The following is an 18,243-nucleotide window of genomic DNA, read 5'->3' on the forward strand; positions in this document are numbered from 1 at the left end:
GCTCGAGGGTTTCGAGGCCGCGATGATCCTGGATGTGCGCAACCGCACCGAGCACACTGCCGGGAACATCCCGGGCTCCCACCAGCTCAGCGGCGGCCGTGTGATGTGGAACCTGGACGAGCTCCCGGCCGAGGGCACCATCGTGAGCTACTGCCAGAGCGGGGTCCGGAACTCCGTCGCGGCCAGCGCGCTGCGCCGCGCCGGCTACGACGTCGTCGAACTCGACGGCAGCTACAACGCCTGGACCGCCTACCAGCAGGCACGCGAAAGCATCCCCGCGAACTGACCCGCACCACCGGCACCTAACCGACCGACACCCTGTGGCGGCGGCCCTGAACACCAGGGCCGCCGCCACACTTCGTCCCAACCACGTGGAGCACCATGAACTCCGGCAACACCAACTCGCTGCAGCAGCCGCATCGTCGCACCGGAATCACGCTGGGCCTGCGGCAGAACCTGGCCCAGTTCATGCTCCTCGTTGCCGTCAACGCACTCGTCGGCGGCACCCTGGGCCAGGAACGCACCGTCCTCCCGCTGCTGGCCGGGCAGGTCTTTCACCTCGACCTCTACACGTCCGCGCTGACCTACATCCTTGCCTTTGGCCTCGCCAAGGCCGTTACCAACTACTTCGCCGGCACCCTCTCGGACCGCTACGGCCGGAAACCCGTCCTGGTGGCCGGTTGGGTCATCGCCCTGCCCGTCCCGCTGATGCTGATCTTCGGTCCGAGCTGGGGCTGGATCGTCGCGGCCAACGTGATCCTGGGCATCAGCCAGGGCCTCACATGGTCCACCACCGTCATGATGAAAATGGACCTCGTCGGCCCGGAGCGCCGCGGCTTCGCCATGGGCCTGAATGAAGCGGCCGGCTACCTCGGCGTCGCCGGCACCGCCCTGGCCACCGGCTACATCGCCGCCACCTACGGCCTGCGGCCCGGCCCGTTCCTGCTTGGCGCCGCCTACATCGCACTGGGACTCGGCCTCTCGGTCTTCGCCGTGAAGGAAACCCGGGGCCACGCGAAACTTGAAGCAGCCAACCACACGTCCGCCCACGCCAACGCCCACGGGCAACTGAGCAACCGGGAAATCTTTACCCTCACCAGCTTCCGGGACAAGTCACTGTCGTCCGTCAGCCAGGCCGGGATGGTCAACAACCTCAACGACGGCCTTGCCTGGGGACTCTTCCCCGTCCTGTTTGCCGCCGCCGGACTGACCATCGAAAAGATCGGCATCCTGGCCGCCGTCTATCCCGCCGTCTGGGGTGCCGCGCAGCTCGTCACCGGAGCACTGTCCGACAAATACGGACGGAAATGGCTGATCGTCGGCGGCATGCTCCTCCAGGCCGCCGCCCTGGCGATGATCGCCGTCGGCCAGGACTTCGGGATCTGGCTGGCCGCCGCCGTCCTCCTTGGCCTCGGCACGGCCATGGTGTACCCGACCCTGCTTGCCGCCATCGGCGACGTCGCGCACCCGGAATGGCGTGCGCGCTCGGTGGGCATCTACCGGCTGTGGCGCGACGGCGGCTTCGCTGTCGGCGCGCTGCTCTCCGGTCTCATCGCCGACGCGTACGGCATTCCGGCTGCCGTCAGCGTTGTCGCCGGACTCACAGCCCTGTCAGGTCTCCTTGTGGCCGTCCGCATGCGCGGAACCGACCACCACTCCGCCGGCGCCTGAGGCCGCACCGAAAAACGGGGCGCTGCTGTCGCCCATCCGATCCACCGGAATTGAAACCGGGTTCACACCGGTCCGGCGGCGACGCGGTTGCGTGGGACTCTGCCCCGGCTGCGATTCCGTGCATAGGTGCGGGAACGTTCGCTGGAGAGGGCGATGATGAGGAGGATGTCCAGCGAGAGGCCCAGAAGGTTTGTCTCGAAGTCAATTCCTGGGCCGCCACTGAGTGCGCTGGCGGCCTGAATAAGGATGGCGTCCGCGCTGAGAAGCATGGCCAGAACCCTGGTGCGGTTTCCGCCCCGAAGAACGCCCAGGCCAGAAGGACCTCCCCGACGCCGAACGCCGCGATGAACGTCGCAGCGGCCGGCAACAACTGACCGGCCGGTTCTGCGGCCTCGGCGGCATTGCCGCCCACCTGCAGTGAGGCGGCCAGGATGAGGGCAGCGATGCCGCGAAAAAACACGAGAACGCCGCCGAACAGGGTCGGGGCAGGGCGCTTGTTCCGGCCATCCGTCCGCACACGGCGCGGCCGGGCAGCGCCCACCCCGGCGGGCAGCGCCGGAAACGGATGTGATGCCGTTTGCCCGGGCTCCCGTCGACCTCCTGCTGATACGCAAAGTCCTGCTGGCGGGCAAAGATGAACAGCGGGCTGACCGGCGCCTCGTCGTAGCTTCGCCGCGTCAGGGTCGAGACGATGATCCGTCGGCTGCCCGCCAGGTCGACCTCGTCGGCCTGGGTTCAGCCCGCCCGCCGCATGGCGGCCTGGACCTGATCCTCGCTGGCGAGAAGGGCCATGTTGACCGGGTCGCCCAGCAGGCCGTCGCTGGTCCGGGCCCGGCCAATGAAGTAATCCGGAAGATAGATTCTGGTCAGAATCCGATGAACCCGGGGCAGTACCAGGTACGCCAGGGCGGCCCAGAACACTATCGAGAACCAGGCTCTGTCCCACCGCAGGCCCTCCTCAAGAAGCAGCGTGGCCAGCCAGATGGCGGCCACGCCACTGAAGACAAACAAACCCGTGTCCAGGACGGTAGCCGTGTTATCCGTCTTACCCGGAAGCCTGCCCCGGCGCCGGCTTCTCACAAGCGTTTGGCGTCGTCCCCGGGCCCCGCGGGGCAACCGTGACGGAGGAGACGCGCTTGAGTCCGGGATGCAGGTGGTCACCGCCGTTCACGACGCCGGTCTGCCACCACAGTTTCAACCCCTCCGGTGCCACTTCCAGGCAGGCCAGGTTGTTGTCGAACCAGGGGCCCTTGACGCCGGACCAGCGAAACGGCGGGTCCGGGACCTTTGCCGAGCGCGCCACCAGGGCGCCTACCGGGGTGGCCAGGCCGTAGGACATGATGGCCGCGAAGGACCTCAACAGCCGGGGGAGCGGGTTGCGGATGGGGGAGCAGACGGCCTGAACGATCCGGCTGCCGGAGGAGCGGTCGACCTCTGAAACGTAGGAGTAGTGGACGTCTCCGGAGAGAAAAGCGATGGTTTCCGGTGCCGGGCCCCGCCTGCCGTCGGCGACCTCAGTCACCATGGCCGCCATTTCCTGGAAGCTGTTCTGGAAGGCGCCCCAGTGTTCAAGGTCCACCGCCTGGCGCAGCTTTTCGCCGGCACGGGCGGCAGGTTTCCCCCACGCACCCCGGGAAATTGCCTCATTCCAGGACTCGACGTAGTGCAGTCCCATCGGCAGCAGGAAAGGCAGCGACGTCGCCACCAGCAGGTGGCGGAAACCGCCGCGCATCCGTCCGTCGAGCCAGGCCATTTCCACCGTGTCCAGCAGGGCGCGGCTGTCCGGCGCCAGGTTCCGGGCCGCCCGGGAATCCACCACAATCAGCCGCGTGTCCCCGAAGTCCCGGCAGTAGCTCCACCGGTACGATCCCGGGTCCTGATCGGCCTGGTCCGCGAACCTGTCCAGCTCGGCGCTCACATCGATCTCGTCCTCGTCCGCGTGCCCGGCGATCAGCTGCCAGATGGCGTCCCCGGCCCGTTCCTGCGGCGACAGGTTCCCCAGATGCTGATAGACCCAGTACGAGGCCAGCCCCGCGACAATCCGCCCGTGCCACCAGGGCGTGGCCTCCATATTTCTTTTCCAGCTGAGGGAGGTGTTCCAGTCGTCGCGGATGTCATGATCATCGAAAATCATGGCGCTGGGCAGGGTGGACAACAGCCACCTGTTCGCGGGGTCTGACCAGGCCAGATTGTAGAGGTGGGCGTATTCCTCGTAGTCCTTGAGCTCCTGGCCGGGCGGGGCATCGATGTCCCGCCGGGCGCGGATGAACTCCTGCATCTGCTCGCTGGTCACGTCGGCGTACACCTGGTCGCCGAGGAAAGCCACCAGATCCGGCCACGGCAGGTCACCCCCGGAGGCCATCTTTAGTGCGTAGGCGCGCAGTGAGTCGACGCCGTGGCTCCGGTTGCCGGACTCATCGTGCGGCACACTGGTCCGGCAGGAGCCGAAGGCCATCCGCAGCGGCTTGCCGGTCCGCAGGGTCGCGACCATGGACGGCGGGAACTCCGATGACGGATCGGGCCAGACCTGGCTCCCGTTGATGTCGAGGGCGTAGGGCGTGACCGTTCCAGGCTCCAGTCCGTCCAGTTCCACCAGCGCGTAGTGGTGGCCATGAACCGCGAAGGTACGGGCCACCCACTGGCGTCCACCCGCGCGGACGGAGACCCGGGCAGCAGACCCGGTCTCCACCCAGACGCTCGCCGAGGTCTCATCCACGTACCGCATCATCGGGCCAAGCACGAGGTCTGGGGTAGTCATGACTCAGTTCTACCTGCTCCGCGCGGGTGCGGCCAATCTTGGCGGCAAATGATCCGGCAGAGCGGCCTGCGTGGCGCTCTGGTGCAGGGCCGGCCGCACCTGTTGTCCCGGAGCCTGATGTCAGTCCCGTGGGGCCATGGCGTAGCTGGCGGTGGCGTAGGCCAGGGCCGCGGACATTTCCTTGAGCAGGTCCGCGTTGGTGTTGCTGATGGTGTCGCAGGCTTTGTGGTAGCAGGAATCGAGGTCCTTGCCAGCCGCCCCGCCGTAGGCTTGCATCTGGGCTTTGGTCTTGGACTCCACGTCCCCGGTGAACAGCCCGCCGCCGGGAATGCCGGCCCGCAGGAACGGTTCGTAATCGGAACCGCCGTCAAAGGGCGTGGTTTCCGCCGGCAGCGTGTTCTCCTCGAAGAACCGGAAAAGGACGTCCTCGACCTCCCGGGAGCCCTTCGGCCCGGCCTCCTTGAAATCCGATCCGTCGCCATCGTGAATGGACCGCACTCCGTTCGGCGAGGCTGCCATGTCCACATTCAGGTAAAGCGCCGTCCGGCGGACTTCGGCCGCGCTCAGCTCGTCAACGTAATGCCGCGAACCGTCGAGATCATCCTCCTCTGCTCCCCAGAACGCGAACCGGACCCGGTTCGCCGGCTCGATCCCGGTCTCCTTCATCCACCGGGCGGTCTCCAGCAGAGCCGCGACGCCGCTGGCATTGTCGTTGATTCCCGGACCATCCTCCACGGAGTCCAAGTGGCCACCCACAACGACGGTATTCTCGGCACTGCCCTCCGTGTCAGCGAGAATGTTGAAGGTCTTCACCCGCTTGTCACCGATCCGGTGGGTAAACTCCTGACGTACCGGGGTGTACCCGGCAGCGCGCAGCTGGTCCTCGACGTAGCGGGCGGATTCCTCGTAGCCGGAGGTGCCCGAAGCGCGGTTGCCGTCATTGTCATCAGCGACGCGCTGCAGCGCCTCCATGTGCTCCACCATGCCCCTGCCTTTGAAATCCTCCAGCACCGCGCGGGCGTCAACCGCACCCGCGGGCCCCGACCGCGGAGCAGCAACCCCGGGGTCGGGGGACTTTGTGGTGCTCGTGGGGTCGTTGGCCACGTTGTTGGGCGGGAAACCTGGCGGAGATCCGGCCGCGGATTCGGAAGTACAGGCGGTCGCCGACAGGAGCAACACAGCCACGATGGAAGGAAGTATGTGCTTTCGCAGAGTCAACATGCTTGGAAACCCGTCATTAGTCGGTCGCAGCCCGGAGTATCAAAACGCCCGCCACTGACGTCCGGTAAGCCGCGGCCACCATTGCATCCGCGAATGCCGACTATCAGTTTCACCTATTCTTGTGGATCCGGCTGTATCTTCAATGGCGGCTGCCTGTGAAAATGCTGTGCGAATCGCTGAACATCGCTGCCCGGCGCAATGGACGAACGATGGGTTCGCCCCCAGCGGATTGTTCCGCGGCGTCACGGGCAGGGCGGCTAGACTGGCATGCATCATGGATGACCCTCCCTCACATATGCCCTCGCCCCTCAACTTCCTGACCGGATTGCCGGCCAATGCTGGAGAGGGGCGCCCGAATGTATGAATGGATCATGATCGGCGTCGGCCTCGTCCTGACGGTCGGCACGGGGATGTTCGTTGCCTCCGAGTTCGCCCTCGTCAACCTGGACCGCAACGACCTCGAAGCCCGGCAGGCGCGCGGTGAGAAGCGGCTGACGCCGACTATCAAGGCCCTCAAGATCACGTCGACGCACCTCTCCGGCGCGCAACTCGGCATCACCTTGACCACCCTGCTCACCGGGTACACGTTTGAGCCGGCCATCAGCAAACTGCTCAGCGGACCGTTGACAAGCGCCGGTCTCCCCGAGGCAGTTGTCCCCGGGGTGGGCGCCGTCGTCGGCATCTTCCTGGCCACGATTTTCTCCATGGTGATTGGCGAACTCGTCCCCAAGAACTTCGCCCTGGCGCTGCCGCTGGCCACGGCAAAAGTGGTGGTTCCGTTCCAGACGCTGTTCACCACGGTCTTCAAGCCCGTGATTGTGCTGTTCAACAACACGGCCAATTCCATCATCAGATCGGTCGGCATAGAACCCAAGGAAGAGCTCTCCGGCGCACGCAGTGCCGAGGAATTGAGCTCCCTGGTCCGCCGCTCCGCGCTGGAAGGCGTCCTCGATCTGGACCATGCGGCGCTGCTCCACAGGACGCTGCGGTTCTCCGACCACAGCGCCGCCGACGTGATGACCCCGCGGGTGCGGATGGCGACGATCGGAACCGACGACACGGCCGAGCAGATCGTCAGCCGGGCCACCGCGACCGGCTACTCGCGGTTCCCCGTGATCGGGCGGGACCGGGACGACGTCATCGGTGTGCTGCACGTCAAACAAGCCTTCGCGGTGGCCCTCGACGACCGATCGGGAGTCTCGGCGTCCGGCCTTATGCTCGAGCCGCTGCGCGTGCCTGAATCCATGGGCGTCGACACCCTCCTGGGTCTCCTGCGCCGGCAGGGCCTGCAGGTGGCGATCGTCTCGGACGAACATGGCGGCACGGCCGGAATCGTCACGCTCGAGGACCTGGTGGAGGAAATTGTCGGGGAACTCGAAGACGAGCACGACCGTGCCCGCACCGGCGTCGTGCGGACGGGCCTTTCGCTGACTTTTGATGCTGCACTGCGGCCGGATGAACTCCTGGACCGGACCGGCATCACCGTCCCGGACGGCGAGGAGTACGACACGATGGCCGGGTTCGTGACGGACCGGCTGGACCGGATCCCCGAGCTGGGTGACGAGGTGGCCATCGACGGCGGGACGCTGCGGGTGGAACGCGTGGTGGGGACCTACGTCGAGCGGCTCCGGTTCACCCCCGATGAATCCGCGGAACTCCCGCAGAGCGCCCATGACCGGATCATCGACAATCTTACGAAGGAGCTGGCCCATGAGTGAATATCTGCCAGGCATCATCTGGCTCGTCGTCCTGCTCGCCGTTAATGCCTTCTTTGTCGGTGCTGAATTCGCCGTTATCTCCGCCCGGCGTTCGCAGATCGAACCGAAGGCCGAGGCCGGAAGCAAGGCCGCGAAGACCACCCTTTGGGCGATGGAGCACGCCACCCTGATGCTGGCGACCAGCCAGCTTGGCATCACAGTGTGTTCCCTGGTCATCCTGAACGTCTCGGAACCGGCGATTCACCACCTGCTGGAAATCCCCCTTGGCCTGACCTCGCTGTCGGCCGAGACCATCGGCATCGTCGCGTTCGTCGTCGCCCTGCTGCTGGTGACCTTCCTGCACGTGGTGTTCGGCGAAATGGTGCCAAAGAACATTTCCTTCTCCGTTCCGACCCGCGCGGCGCTCCTCCTGGCCCCGCCGCTGGTGCTGGTGGCCCGGATCTTCAAACCGGTCATCTGGACCCTGAACGGCATCGCCAACTCGATTCTGCGGCTCTTCAAAGTCGAGCCCAAGGACGAGGCCACCAGTGCCTTCACGCTGGACGAGGTGGCGAACATCGTGGAGCAGTCCACCCGGGACGGGGTGCTGACGGACACCAGCGGGACCCTGACCGCGGCCTTCGAGTTCACGGCCAAGACGGTCGCCGACGTGGAAGTGCCGATCGCTGAGATGGTGCTGCTGCCCTCGTCCGCCACCCCGGCGGACATCCAGCGGGCGGTCGCGGCGCACGGCTACTCCCGTTACATCCTTACGGACGGCGACGGCGCCCCCGCCGGCTACCTGCACCTCAAGGATGTTATGGACCTCACGACGCCGGCCGCGTTCCGCGAGGCGGTCCCCGCCAAACGGATCCGGAAGCTGGCGTCGGCGTTCAGCGGCAGCGAGCTTGAGGACGCCCTGGCCGTGATGCGCCGCACGGGAGCCCACGTTGCCCGGGTATTTGACACCCACGGCACAACAACAGGTGTGCTGTTCCTCGAGGACATCATTGAGGAACTTGTGGGCGAGGTGCAGGATGCCACCAGTGCATAAACTCCTCAGACCATTTGAATCACCGGACCGAACCGGCCGCCAGGGCCGCATCCCTCACGGAAGTTGAGCAACATGAGCGTTTCTCCCCTTATCTGGGCAATCACCATTGCCACCATCCTGGCCTTGCTGGCCTTCGACTACTTCTTCCACATCCGCAAGGCCCATGTGCCCACGCTCAAGGAAGCGGCCGCGTGGTCGTCCCTCTACGTGGGCCTGGCGGTCGTTTTCGGTGTCCTGGTGTGGATTTTCGGCGGCACCGCGATGGGGTCGGAATACTTCGCCGGCTACATCACGGAGAAGGCCCTCTCCGTCGACAACCTGTTTGTCTTCCTGATCATCATCGCGAGTTTCCGGGTGCCCCGCGAGGACCAGCAAAAGGTGCTGCTCTTCGGCATCGTCTTCTCGCTGATTGCCCGCACCGGGTTCATCCTGCTCGGGGCCGCGCTCATCAATTCGTTCGCGTGGGTGTTCTACATTTTCGGACTGATTTTGCTGATCACCGCGGGCAACCTGCTCCGGCCGGACGCCCACGGCGAGGACGAGGCCGATAATTTCATCATCCGCATCGCCAGGAAGCTCTTCCACACCACGGAACACTATGACGGGGACAAGCTCTTCACCGTCCAGAATGGCAAGCGGGCACTGACGCCGATGCTGCTGGTCATGGTGGCGATCGGGGGAACCGACATTCTGTTTGCCCTGGACTCAATCCCGGCAATCTTCGGCCTGACCCAGAACGTGTACATCGTCTTCACGGCCACGGCGTTTTCCCTGATGGGCCTGCGCCAGCTGTACTTCCTGATCGACGGGCTCCTGGACCGCCTCATCTACCTCGCGTACGGTCTGGCGGTCATCCTTGCCTTCATCGGCGTTAAGCTGGTGCTCCACGCCCTGCATGAGAACAACCTGCCGTTCATCAACGACGGCCAGCCGGTTCCCGTCATAGAGATCAGTACGGCCACCTCCCTGACCGTCATCGTCGGGGTGCTTATCCTGACGGTCGTCGCGTCGCTGCTGAGCAAGGCCGGCAAAGCCCAGACCTCCATCAACAATGCGCGCCGCCACGCAGTTAATTACCTCGACCTGGAATACACCGCTGACTCGTCCGAACGTGAGCGGATGTACCGGTTGCTGACCGATGAAGAGTCCCAGATTCTGGCCATGGATCCGAAGTACCGCAACAAGGCCAAGGACATTGACAAGATCCGGGCGCTGGTCGCGGAAGCGCACCGGCAGCACGAGGAATATCTCGCGCGTTAGGTGCCGGTCCGGCGGGGTTGCGGTCCGTGCGAAGTCAGTCGGGGGCGCCGGGGAACTGTTCCCCGGCCGGCCCTCCGCCGGCGCTGGTGATGGCGGCCTGCAGCCGGGCCAGCACCTCGGCAGGCTGCCCGTCGGCAGGAATGACGGCAAACCCGGGGAATTCCGGGAGTGAGTGATAGGCCTCGTCTAACGACTCCAGGTCCTCGAGCCGCTCGGAGTCGGTGCCTCGCGCGAGGACCCGTGCGTGCGCCACGTGCGGGTCAATGTCGAGGTAGATGAGGAGATCGGGCCGGGGGAGCGCGCGGATGAGGAACGGAAGGACGCGGCCCCGGGGCAGTCCGTGTATCCGCCGCAGCGCGAGCTGGCAATGCAGGTCCCGGTCCATGACCACCAGGCCGTGAAATCGCCTCGCGCGGCGGTGTGAATTCAGAACGTTGAACGTCCGGACTGCAGTTTCAAGAATGTCCGCCAGCCGCGGGGGCAGGTGGAGCCCGAGTCTGGCACTGATCAGGGACAACTGTCGGCGACCGGCATAGTTGCCGAGAAACAGGGCGCCGTCCCCCGCGCTGCGGGCGGCATCAAGCAGGGCGCGTGCCGCCGTCGTTTTTCCGGAACCGTCAATTCCGGTGAGCACGATCAGCAAGCAGTCTCCTTTGGCGGTCGAAGGGTGTTGGGCCCCTACCCACTCCAACGAATGGAAGCGCGGCTGGGTCCCCGGGCTGGGGCGGGTCCGCGGTGCCGCGGTCAGAGATTGTGGGCCAGCAGTTCGAGCCCGATGACCACCAGGCTCAACACTACTTCGGCGAACATGATGAGGGCTTTGTGGCGGAACGGCAGGTCGAGCCGCCGGATCGCGAGGTAGCCGATGACGAGGAGCGTGACCACGAGTATGACGGTTGCCCATTGCAGCGCCACCGCTGTCGACCAGAGGCCGAGGCCGGCCGCCGTGAGGAGCAGGAGCGGAGTCACCAGGACGCTGAGGGACCCGGTGCTGACGGCGATCATGTGGTGCAGTTCGTGACCGCTGGGGAGCTGCGCGTGGACTGTCAGGTGGCTCAGCAGATCGGCGACGAAGATCCCGAGCAGGGAACCGATGACCACGATGCTGAGGGTCACGGCCGCGGCAGCGGGCGTCGTCTCGTCTGCGTGGCTCCGCAGGGCCAGCACTACAGCCAGGCAGGTGAAGCTGATGTAGACGCGCTCCTTGAGGCTCGCCGCGCGATGGGCGGCGGACAGTTCACGCCGCCCATCCGGTTCGGGTGCATTCATCAGGGGGTTCTCTCTGCGCGCGGGACGGGATCGTCAGGTGCCGGGAGCCCGGTACCCGACCTCCGCGGCCATCCGCAGGGCGTCCAGCGTTTCGTCGACTGTCAGCAGCACCGTTGTTTCCAGTGAACTCAGTGCTCCGCCTCCCGTGATTGCCAGCGCCACGGCGGCCATGGATACGTTGTCCGGTGCTTCCCACAGGTTGTAACCGTCGTGGGTACCGAAGGCGTACCAGAAGCCGTGGAGTTTTCCCCCGACCGATTCGATATAGGCCTGGGCGGCCTTGCCACGGTCTTCGGGGTTCCTGATCATCCTGGCCCAGGTCTCAGGGGTATAACTGAACTTCGACAGATAGAGCGGCATTGTCTTTCCCTTTCGCTGGCTTGCGGGAGTGCGGATTACCCAAGAATGGCAGTCCGCTGCCGGGCCAGCAATGGCAGGCGGCGGTCAGGGAGGTGGCGTGCGCCGTGCCCATCAGGTGCCGGGGCTCTCCAGGTGTTGAATCAGCGCGTTGAGGATCGGCAGTTGGCCGCCGACCAGCCTGGTGCGGGCGTCCTCCACCCCGGTCCACCTGGCGTCGTCGATCTCGGGGTAATTGCGGACGGTGCCGGATCCCTTCGGCCATTCCAGGGCGAAGGTGTTGCTCACTATCCGTTCGGGAGCGAAATCGGATTCGGCTGTGAAGACCGTGATGACCTTTCCCGAGGGTTGCCGGAAGGCACCGAGTTCGTAGTAGTCGGCGGAGGGTGCAGGAGTCCCCATTTCTTCGGCGAACTCGCGTTCTGCGGCGGCCAGCGGGTCCTCGTCGTGAAGGTATTCGCCCTTGGGAATCGACCAGGCGCGGGCATCCTTGCGCGCCCAGAACGGTCCGCCCATATGGGCTATCCACACCTCCGCTCCTGATCCAACGCCCCGGCGGTACAGCAGAATGCCTGCGCTCCGAACTGTCATTGCCCGCCTCCTGTCCGGGGTGGCCCGGGATCCTGGTCCCGTCGTCCGTCGGCGCCGCCGGCCGGGAGGAACTGGCGGTTCCGGATCCGTGATTCGCCGAATTCGATGGCCAGCGGCTCAATGTCCCACGGCCCCCGGCCCCTCGACTTGGGGCGGCCGACAGCAATGTGGGGTGTCCAGCGGGGGTACCGGAAACCGAGGGCGCGTGAGCCGAGGATGAAGTCATCGACATTGTCCACCAGCAACTCATCCAACAGCTCATGCAGCGCCTTCACGAGGGAGACCTGGTAGTCCCTCACATGCTGGGGCACCTCCACTTCCAGCCCGCTCACGCGCCCGCCGCCCAGCAGGACCAGCCGATCGGACGTCCCGGAGAAGCCTCCCAGAACGGGCAGCCCCTCCAACCAGGCGACCGCCGTGCTGGCTGCCTCCCCGTCGGTCGTGATGCCCCTGGTCCAATCCGCGATGTCCCGGGCGAATTCCGCCAGGACGCCGATGTGCAGCAGGGTCAGGTGCAGTCCCCGTTGCCTGCGCAGTGCATCGACCTGGCTGCCCAGTTCCTCGTACTCAGAGGGCCCGGAGCCGATGGTGAGTACCGGCACCTCAACCGTGATGCGCGGCGGCGTTTGCATTCGAAGCCCTCCCGTCCGCCGTGGCTGCTGGCTCTCGGTGCCATTATCCTCCCGGGCAGCAGTCGGCGCCTCGATTCAGGAAAAGGGCGCCGTTCGGTGTGCGACATGACCCGCCGCGAACCGGCACCAGGCACACCAGCCACTCCGGCCACCCGCCGGGCGCGTCCGCCGCCCCGCCGCCCAGGCCAAAAGAGGGGCCAGTCGTCTCAAGGTCAGAAGGCCAAGGGGCCGACGACGGCTGGGGGGAGGGATCTTTGATATCCACCAGAAAGTTTGGGCCGGAGGGATTCATCCTTTCCGGGTGACGGCACCCTGCCGAGGCCGCCGTAGCGTTGGGGGTACCCCGGGGAACGGACCAGGCCCCGCGGCGTTTCGCCTGAGCAGGACGGGCTGCCGGTGACGGCGGCGCGCCATGACTCCTACATCTCGCGGTCTTCCTCGTCACGAATGTGCTGACGAGCATGTCGACCGCGGAGGCATCATGCTGGCATCGCTCTCATCAATCTTCATCGGTATGGCCACGTCCAGCACGGTGCTCGCGCCCGAGCAGCAGCAGCAGGTCTCGCAGAGCCTGAAACAGGACGCGCAGGTGATGAGCGATGAGCAGCTGGTGGGCCTCCTCGCCGGCCAATCGGAGGAAGTCTCGAGCGAGATCATCCGCATCAACACGGAGGCACGGCCCCTGCCGCTTCAGGTCGCGCTGGTGGTTCCGATACTGGACGGTCTCGCCGGGCTGTTCACGTCCTTCCGCATGATGCGGCTTCCAGATCCTCAGCCCTCTGGTGCCGGGGACGGCGCGATCCTTGGTTGAGTTTTGCAGGTCGCCTTTCTTGCCCGGGAATTCACCCTCAACGGATGAGGAATTCTCTGCGGGCAAGGGAAGAGAATGTTTATACCTGCTCGTGGTCAGGCTGCCAGGTGAGGATCCAGACCTGTCGTTAGATCCATTCCCGCCCCAGGCTGCGTCAAAGTACGAAGCCACATTTATTGAAAGTAAGGAGGCCAAATGAGTTTCTGGGATAATTTCTGGGAAGTTTTCTGATGGTTCATTTATGTGTACGCGTTCTTCGCATTCCTGTTCGCGTTATTCGTCATCATTGGGGACATTTTTAGCGACCGGGAGCTGAACGGCTGGTTGAAGGCCGTCTGGATCGTTTTCCTGGCCTTCCTGCCCATCCCGGGCGTGCTGGTGTACCTGATTGCCCGCGGTAAGGGCATGACCGAGAGGGCGAGGGAACCGGCCCGCCAGAACCAGGAAGCCTCCGAGGCGTACATCCGCCAGGCGGCCACGGCCAGCCCGACCGAGGAGATTGCCAAAGCCAAGGCCCTTCTGGATGCCGGAACCATCAGCCCTGACGAGTTCGAGAAGACTAAGCGCAGCGTCCTGGTCTGACGACAGGCGGTCTGGCGTCCAGCTCTGAACGGTACCGAAAGGTCCCGTTCGGAGCTAGACGACGGTGTAGCCGAGAATGACCACGCCGATCGTCAATGTTGCGATTGCCGCGATCCTCTGGCCGTTTCGCTGCATCCAGGTGGAGAGGGCGGTCAGCGGCACTTCGGCCCGCTCCGGGGAGTGCATCCAGACGGCGATCGGCACGACGACTGCTGTCTGGATGACCGCCGCATAGGCGAGGACGAGCAGGGTTCCCTGGAGCAACGGCGGCTCCCGGACGCTGATGAGTGCCCCGGCTGTGACAGCGAGCAGGAGGGCCTTGGGGCGCAAATTCAGCCCCAGGCCCAGGACCACGAATTCCCACGGGCGCGCGGAATGGAACCTCGTCTTCATTTTGCCCAGTACAGCGCCGTCACCCTGGCTTTTATGACTGAAAAGGTACAGCGCGTAGGCAATCAGGAAGAAGCCGGTCAACAGTCCGAGCCATGCCAGGACTTCGTCCTGGTTCACTCGCTTGACCGGCAGGAACTGCAGCCCGACAGCCGAGAAGCTGACCACAACGAATGATCCGGCAACGCTGCCAACCAGGAAGGGCAGTGCGCCGCGGCGTGGATCGGGGGAGAGCAGGATCATGATGGTGATGCTCACGGGCACGGTGCTGATCGCCCCTGCCAGGGCGAGCAGCACCAGGCTGGGGACGACGCTCAGCATGCAGTCACTTGGCCCGGGGAATTGACCGACGGCATGTTCATGCCTTCGGTGTGCGGCCGGGGCCCGGGTTGTCGGGTCGCCGCCGTGCCCGGCGGGCGCGGATCGCGTCGTCTTCTTGCTTGATGAGCGCCTCAAGGTCCTTTTTGTCTCCGGTCATGGGCCGCCACCAGGCGATGGCGGGGTCGGAGTCGAGGAGGATCGTGCGGGCAAGGAGGGTGAGGGGCACTGCGAGGATGGCGCCGACAGGTCCCAGGATGAAGGCCCAGAACAGCACGGAACTGAATGTTATTGTTTCGCTGAGAGCCACCGCATTACCGACGTACTTGGGCTGGATGATGGACTGGATGACAGTGTTGATCCCGCCATAGATAACGATGACAGCGACGACGGTCGGCCATCCGCCGGTGAGGAATCCGAAGAATAAAGGCGGAATGATCGCGATGAAGTAGCCGATGTTCGGAATGTAGCTGCAAATGAAGGAGAGCAGCCCCCACAGCAGGGCCCCCGGGATCTGAAGTATGACGAGGATGAGCCAGTTGAAGAGGCCCTGGGCTATTCCGAGGACGGTGGTGGCGATCATGTACCGGCGGACGCCGCCGCCAAAGCCGTTGAAGGCGGTTACCAGGTCCGGCCGGCGGTAGTTCAGATGGGTCAGCAAAGCCGGCACGCGCGAGCCGTCGACCGCCATGAGGATCAGCATCGTCAGAATCACTACGAGGCTGCCCGCAATGCTCGTGATGTTGCCCAGGACTCCGCCGAGGAATCCGATGAGGCGGCCGGGAGTGAACCCCTCCAGGACTGCCTGCGTTTGCTCGGGGCCGAAGCCCACTGATTCGAGGAGCTGGGTGATAGAGGCACCCAGTTGGGCGAGTTGGGGAGCATATTGCGGCAATAGTGCGGAGAACTGGGCCAGAGAGGCAACCAGCACAGCGGCGAAGCCCGTCAGCAGGGCGAAGACCGCCGCGATGGTCGATCCAGTGGCGAGTCCCCGGGGCACTCCGTGCCCTTGCATCCAGCGCCGCAGTGGATGAACGCAGAGCGTCAACACAAAAGCAAAGAACACGGGGATGACAATCCCTCGCATCGCGGCAAGGCCGAATGCTACGACCGCTGCGCAGGCCAGGGTGAGCAGGATAACGGCGGAACGGGGGAGGGCGGGGCGTGGAAATGAATCCGCTGGTACCGGCTCCATGGGGCTCTCCTTTGTTCGGATCGGACACTGTCAGAAGTCGCGGCAGCCTCTTAGCGGTGACTGCGTACGCTCGGAACCCGGCCGGGCGGCTGGGTGGGTTCGCGGGAATTCTTTCTCGGACACCGAACCGCCGTTCATGAGCGCAAGCCAACCTCGGCGGCGGCCACGTCGACGGACGTGTCAGCGCATGACCCTGGTCTTGATCCTTTGGAACTCGTCAGGGCTGATGGTTCCGGAGTCCAGCAGGGCCTTCGCTTTGGAAATCTCTTCGGTTGGGCTCGCGGCGGCCACCTGGCGGATGTACGAATCGGCGTACTCCTGGTCACTGCGGGCCCGTTCCATGGACCGCTCGGTCATTCCCTTGCCGCGGGCAATCATGTACACCAGCAGCGTCAGGAACGGCACGAAGGCCAGGAAGATTGCATACACAATAAAGAACCACCAGAAGATATCCCAGAAGTTTTCCCAGAGATTCATTTGGCTTCCCTACTTTCGATTGATGCGGCGCTGCGTGTGCTAAGTCATAGTTGGAAATGGCGCAAGCGGCAGGAGAGTCGTCCGACTCGGCGAGCGTGGCGTCGCCGTAGGTCGTGAACACTCGATCCCGTGACACGCGGACCTGCTCCGTCGTGGCGCCCCGTAGGGCGCCCCTGAGCGCCCGCGGCACCGAGTGCTAACCATCGTGCGAGGTCTGTTTGTGGTCTTGACATTGGAGCCCCCTCTCAGGTGGGCTTCGCCTGGCAGCCCAATCACTGGCAGGTAAGACCATCGTTAGCCCAGTGCCGGGCGCACGGATCACCCGCCGTGGGTGATATCGGGCGCCTGTGAGTCACGTATCCAACAGGTGCCATCTGATGCGCTTCCCGCGCCCGGGAAGCGGGCGGAATCGGGGCCGAGGACTGTTCCTGCGAGGGGAAAGTTGTGTCATGATGCGGTCATGCGCTTCAAAGAACTGTTGAAATCACCGGCATTCTGGAAGCTTCGAGTGTGTTTGCGTCCGCTCGCCCACGGCACGGGCCGGCCGTGAAAACCGCACCGGGCCAGGCGCACAAGGAGTCAATCGCCCGCGCCCAGGCAGCTGGGCGGGACGCGCGGACGTCGTTGCCCCGCCGCGACTTCGCTGCCCTCACGTTGCCGGAGCGGGACCCCATCGGAATCCTGGAAGGTCAGCATGCTACCCGTCTTGCTGACCTCATTCCGGTGCGAGTGGGGCGGATGCTGCAAACACCGTTTTCCTTCTACCGCGGCGCCGCAGCCGTCATGGCACATGATTTGGCCGATTTACCGGTCACCGGCCACACACTCATAGCAAGCGGCGACGCGCACCTGGCGAATTTCGGTCTCTTCGCGAGCCCCGAAAGACGGCTGATCTTCGACCTCAACGACTTTGACGAAGCCTACCCGGCGCCGTGGGAGTGGGACATCAAACGCCTCGCCGCCAGCATCTGGTTGAACGGGCGGAACAGTTCCCACACGGAGGAACAATGCCGCACGGCAGTGACGGCGTGCGTACGAAGCTACCGCGAGGCGCTCAAAGCCCTCTACACTCATACGGCGACTGAACGCTACTACTTCGAGGTGGATGTGGAAGCTCTCGCGGCCAGGCAGTCGGCCGCACACAAACGCATCAAGACTGAACAGAAAAAAGCCCGTCGTCGCACATCTGAACAGGTACTCACCAAGCTGACGTCGACCACGGCGTCAGGTGAACCCAGGATCGTGGACCAGCCCCCGATAGTGCGTCACCCGGAGGTCATGGACCACGCGGCGATGGAGCGCCTTGTTGAAGAGTATCGAAGCACCCTGAGGCCAGATACTTCGCTGTTGCTAAGCCAGTACCGTCTGGTGGATTTCGCACGCCGCATCGTGGGGGTCGGCAGCGTCGGGACGCGCAGCTGGGTGCTTCTGTTTGAAGGCCCCGCGGGGGAGCCGCTGTTTCTGCAGGCCAAGGAAGCCGGGAAGTCTGTGCTGGCGACCCACGGCCGTGTGCTCCTTCCGCCGGAGCTTGTAGAAAAAGCCCTCATCACCCGGGGGCAGGGGTACCGCGTGGTGGGTGCCCAGCGAATCCTTCAGGCGCAGTCCGACCCGTTCCTGGGCTGGATCAAGGACGTGACGGGGGATGATGGACGGCAGCGGGACTTCTACATTCGCCAATTCCGTGACATGAAGGGTTCCTTTACCCTGGCGGAAATGAACGCCCAGGAGACCACGGGCTACGGCAGGCTGTGCGGAGGGCTGCTCGCGAGGGCCCACTCCCAAAGCACCGGCAGCGCCTTCATCCCCGGGTACCTGGGGGGCAGCGATGTCTTTGACGATGCGCTGGCGGATTGGGCCAGAAGCTATGCGGACCAGACGGAAGCCGATCATGCGGCGCTGGAACGAGCAGTCCAATCCGGGCGGCTGCCCGCTGAACGCGGTGTGTGATCCCGGCAATTCG

General features: G+C 64.8%; 19 protein-coding genes and 1 pseudogene. 8 read left to right on the forward strand and 12 right to left on the reverse strand.

What is annotated here, in order from left to right; all coding sequences use genetic code 11:
- On the forward strand, positions 1 to 286 hold a 286-nt coding region (locus tag ACZYX4_RS15570; RefSeq protein ID WP_463877502.1), incomplete at its 5' end, for a rhodanese-like domain-containing protein.
- Positions 287 to 381: 95 nt separating this feature from the next.
- Positions 382 to 1,671 carry an MFS transporter gene (locus ACZYX4_RS15575; RefSeq protein ID WP_463877504.1) on the forward strand — a complete coding sequence of 430 codons (1,290 nt, stop codon included), beginning with the start codon at positions 382 to 384 and terminating at the stop codon, positions 1,669 to 1,671.
- A 62-nt stretch (positions 1,672 to 1,733) separates the two neighbouring features.
- Here ACZYX4_RS15575 and ACZYX4_RS15580 read toward each other — a convergent pair whose 3' ends face one another.
- From ACZYX4_RS15580 to ACZYX4_RS15595, 4 genes and pseudogenes are all read right to left on the reverse strand, one after another.
- On the reverse strand, positions 1,734 to 1,940 hold the full coding sequence (locus tag ACZYX4_RS15580; protein WP_463877629.1) for a hypothetical protein: 207 nt from the start codon (positions 1,938 to 1,940) through the stop codon (positions 1,734 to 1,736).
- Positions 1,873 to 2,832: pseudogene (locus ACZYX4_RS15585) on the reverse strand (LssY C-terminal domain-containing protein). The gene ACZYX4_RS15580 and the pseudogene ACZYX4_RS15585 overlap by 68 nt, the downstream one beginning before the upstream one ends.
- On the reverse strand, positions 2,717 to 4,429 hold the full coding sequence (locus ACZYX4_RS15590) for an alkaline phosphatase D family protein (protein WP_463877507.1): 1,713 nt from the start codon (positions 4,427 to 4,429) through the stop codon (positions 2,717 to 2,719). The pseudogene ACZYX4_RS15585 and the gene ACZYX4_RS15590 overlap by 116 nt, the downstream one beginning before the upstream one ends.
- Before the next feature lie 120 nt (positions 4,430 to 4,549).
- Positions 4,550 to 5,533, reverse strand: a complete 984-nt coding sequence (locus tag ACZYX4_RS15595) for a M20/M25/M40 family metallo-hydrolase (protein WP_463877510.1) — start codon at positions 5,531 to 5,533, stop codon at positions 4,550 to 4,552.
- 473 nt (positions 5,534 to 6,006) lie between these two features.
- Between ACZYX4_RS15595 and ACZYX4_RS15600 the strand changes: the two genes are divergently transcribed.
- The 3 genes from ACZYX4_RS15600 to ACZYX4_RS15610 all read left to right on the forward strand — a co-directional run bounded on the left by ACZYX4_RS15600 (position 6,007) and on the right by ACZYX4_RS15610 (position 9,661).
- Positions 6,007 to 7,368 carry a hemolysin family protein gene (locus ACZYX4_RS15600; protein WP_463877512.1) on the forward strand — a complete coding sequence of 454 codons (1,362 nt, stop codon included), beginning with the start codon at positions 6,007 to 6,009 and terminating at the stop codon, positions 7,366 to 7,368.
- The gene (locus ACZYX4_RS15605; protein ID WP_463877514.1) at positions 7,361 to 8,401 is read left to right on the forward strand and encodes a hemolysin family protein; all 1,041 of its coding nucleotides are present in this window, start codon (positions 7,361 to 7,363) and stop codon (positions 8,399 to 8,401) included. The genes ACZYX4_RS15600 and ACZYX4_RS15605 overlap by 8 nt, the downstream gene beginning before the upstream one ends.
- Before the next feature lie 72 nt (positions 8,402 to 8,473).
- Positions 8,474 to 9,661 carry a TerC family protein gene (locus ACZYX4_RS15610; protein ID WP_463877516.1) on the forward strand — a complete coding sequence of 396 codons (1,188 nt, stop codon included), beginning with the start codon at positions 8,474 to 8,476 and terminating at the stop codon, positions 9,659 to 9,661.
- A gap of 34 nt (positions 9,662 to 9,695) precedes the next feature.
- Here the strand turns inward: ACZYX4_RS15610 and ACZYX4_RS15615 are convergent, their stop codons facing one another.
- The 5 genes from ACZYX4_RS15615 to ACZYX4_RS15635 form a co-directional block, all read right to left on the reverse strand.
- Positions 9,696 to 10,304: a nucleoside/nucleotide kinase family protein gene (locus ACZYX4_RS15615; RefSeq protein ID WP_463877518.1), complete on the reverse strand. Its 609-nt coding sequence runs from the start codon at positions 10,302 to 10,304 to the stop codon at positions 9,696 to 9,698.
- A 101-nt stretch (positions 10,305 to 10,405) separates the two neighbouring features.
- Positions 10,406 to 10,930 (reverse strand): hypothetical protein, encoded by a 525-nt coding sequence (locus ACZYX4_RS15620; RefSeq protein ID WP_463877519.1) that lies wholly within the window; start codon positions 10,928 to 10,930, stop codon positions 10,406 to 10,408.
- Positions 10,931 to 10,963: 33 nt separating this feature from the next.
- A complete protein-coding gene (locus tag ACZYX4_RS15625; RefSeq protein WP_463877522.1) occupies positions 10,964 to 11,290 on the reverse strand; it encodes a GYD domain-containing protein in 327 nt (108 codons plus the stop codon).
- 111 nt (positions 11,291 to 11,401) lie between these two features.
- Positions 11,402 to 11,878, reverse strand: a complete 477-nt coding sequence (locus tag ACZYX4_RS15630; protein WP_463877524.1) for an NUDIX hydrolase — start codon at positions 11,876 to 11,878, stop codon at positions 11,402 to 11,404.
- Positions 11,875 to 12,510, reverse strand: a complete 636-nt coding sequence (locus ACZYX4_RS15635) for a hypothetical protein (protein WP_463877527.1) — start codon at positions 12,508 to 12,510, stop codon at positions 11,875 to 11,877. The genes ACZYX4_RS15630 and ACZYX4_RS15635 overlap by 4 nt, the downstream gene beginning before the upstream one ends.
- Positions 12,511 to 12,991: 481 nt before the next feature.
- On the opposite strand from ACZYX4_RS15635, the gene ACZYX4_RS15640 reads away from it, so the two are divergent.
- The gene (locus ACZYX4_RS15640; RefSeq protein WP_463877529.1) at positions 12,992 to 13,321 is read left to right on the forward strand and encodes a hypothetical protein; all 330 of its coding nucleotides are present in this window, start codon (positions 12,992 to 12,994) and stop codon (positions 13,319 to 13,321) included.
- A 243-nt stretch (positions 13,322 to 13,564) separates the two neighbouring features.
- The gene (locus ACZYX4_RS15645) at positions 13,565 to 13,903 is read left to right on the forward strand and encodes an SHOCT domain-containing protein (RefSeq protein WP_463877531.1); all 339 of its coding nucleotides are present in this window, start codon (positions 13,565 to 13,567) and stop codon (positions 13,901 to 13,903) included.
- Between the two features lie 54 nt (positions 13,904 to 13,957).
- On the opposite strand, the gene ACZYX4_RS15650 is transcribed toward ACZYX4_RS15645, so the two are convergent.
- The 3 genes from ACZYX4_RS15650 to ACZYX4_RS15660 all read right to left on the reverse strand — a co-directional run bounded on the left by ACZYX4_RS15650 (position 13,958) and on the right by ACZYX4_RS15660 (position 16,283).
- Positions 13,958 to 14,614 carry a GAP family protein gene (locus tag ACZYX4_RS15650; protein ID WP_463877533.1) on the reverse strand — a complete coding sequence of 219 codons (657 nt, stop codon included), beginning with the start codon at positions 14,612 to 14,614 and terminating at the stop codon, positions 13,958 to 13,960.
- Between the two features lie 37 nt (positions 14,615 to 14,651).
- Positions 14,652 to 15,806, reverse strand: a complete 1,155-nt coding sequence (locus ACZYX4_RS15655; RefSeq protein WP_463877536.1) for an AI-2E family transporter — start codon at positions 15,804 to 15,806, stop codon at positions 14,652 to 14,654.
- A 180-nt stretch (positions 15,807 to 15,986) separates the two neighbouring features.
- A complete protein-coding gene (locus tag ACZYX4_RS15660) occupies positions 15,987 to 16,283 on the reverse strand; it encodes an SHOCT domain-containing protein (protein WP_463877538.1) in 297 nt (98 codons plus the stop codon).
- A gap of 546 nt (positions 16,284 to 16,829) precedes the next feature.
- On the opposite strand from ACZYX4_RS15660, the gene ACZYX4_RS15665 reads away from it, so the two are divergent.
- Positions 16,830 to 18,230: a DUF2252 domain-containing protein gene (locus ACZYX4_RS15665; protein ID WP_463877539.1), complete on the forward strand. Its 1,401-nt coding sequence runs from the start codon at positions 16,830 to 16,832 to the stop codon at positions 18,228 to 18,230.
- Positions 18,231 to 18,243: the final 13 nt, after the last annotated feature.

It is taken from the genome of Pseudarthrobacter leeuwenhoeki, assembly GCF_055412885.1.

Excerpts from the sequence above, each read along its gene's own strand:
- ACZYX4_RS15625 (WP_463877522.1), bottom strand. The coding sequence starts at position 11,290 with ATGCCGCTCTATCTGTCGAAGTTCAGTTATACCCCTGAGACCTGGGCC.
- ACZYX4_RS15575 (WP_463877504.1), top strand. The coding sequence starts at position 382 with ATGAACTCCGGCAACACCAACTCGCTGCAGCAGCCGCATCGTCGCACC.
- ACZYX4_RS15580 (WP_463877629.1), bottom strand. The coding sequence starts at position 1,940 with ATGCTTCTCAGCGCGGACGCCATCCTTATTCAGGCCGCCAGCGCACTC.
- ACZYX4_RS15630 (WP_463877524.1), bottom strand. The coding sequence starts at position 11,878 with ATGACAGTTCGGAGCGCAGGCATTCTGCTGTACCGCCGGGGCGTTGGA.
- ACZYX4_RS15610 (WP_463877516.1), top strand. The coding sequence starts at position 8,474 with ATGAGCGTTTCTCCCCTTATCTGGGCAATCACCATTGCCACCATCCTG.
- ACZYX4_RS15650 (WP_463877533.1), bottom strand. The coding sequence starts at position 14,614 with ATGCTGAGCGTCGTCCCCAGCCTGGTGCTGCTCGCCCTGGCAGGGGCG.
- ACZYX4_RS15660 (WP_463877538.1), bottom strand. The coding sequence starts at position 16,283 with ATGAATCTCTGGGAAAACTTCTGGGATATCTTCTGGTGGTTCTTTATT.
- ACZYX4_RS15620 (WP_463877519.1), bottom strand. The coding sequence starts at position 10,930 with ATGAATGCACCCGAACCGGATGGGCGGCGTGAACTGTCCGCCGCCCAT.
- ACZYX4_RS15605 (WP_463877514.1), top strand. The coding sequence starts at position 7,361 with ATGAGTGAATATCTGCCAGGCATCATCTGGCTCGTCGTCCTGCTCGCC.
- ACZYX4_RS15590 (WP_463877507.1), bottom strand. The coding sequence starts at position 4,429 with ATGACTACCCCAGACCTCGTGCTTGGCCCGATGATGCGGTACGTGGAT.
- ACZYX4_RS15600 (WP_463877512.1), top strand. The coding sequence starts at position 6,007 with ATGTATGAATGGATCATGATCGGCGTCGGCCTCGTCCTGACGGTCGGC.
- ACZYX4_RS15655 (WP_463877536.1), bottom strand. The coding sequence starts at position 15,806 with ATGGAGCCGGTACCAGCGGATTCATTTCCACGCCCCGCCCTCCCCCGT.
- ACZYX4_RS15640 (WP_463877529.1), top strand. The coding sequence starts at position 12,992 with ATGCTGGCATCGCTCTCATCAATCTTCATCGGTATGGCCACGTCCAGC.
- ACZYX4_RS15635 (WP_463877527.1), bottom strand. The coding sequence starts at position 12,510 with ATGCAAACGCCGCCGCGCATCACGGTTGAGGTGCCGGTACTCACCATC.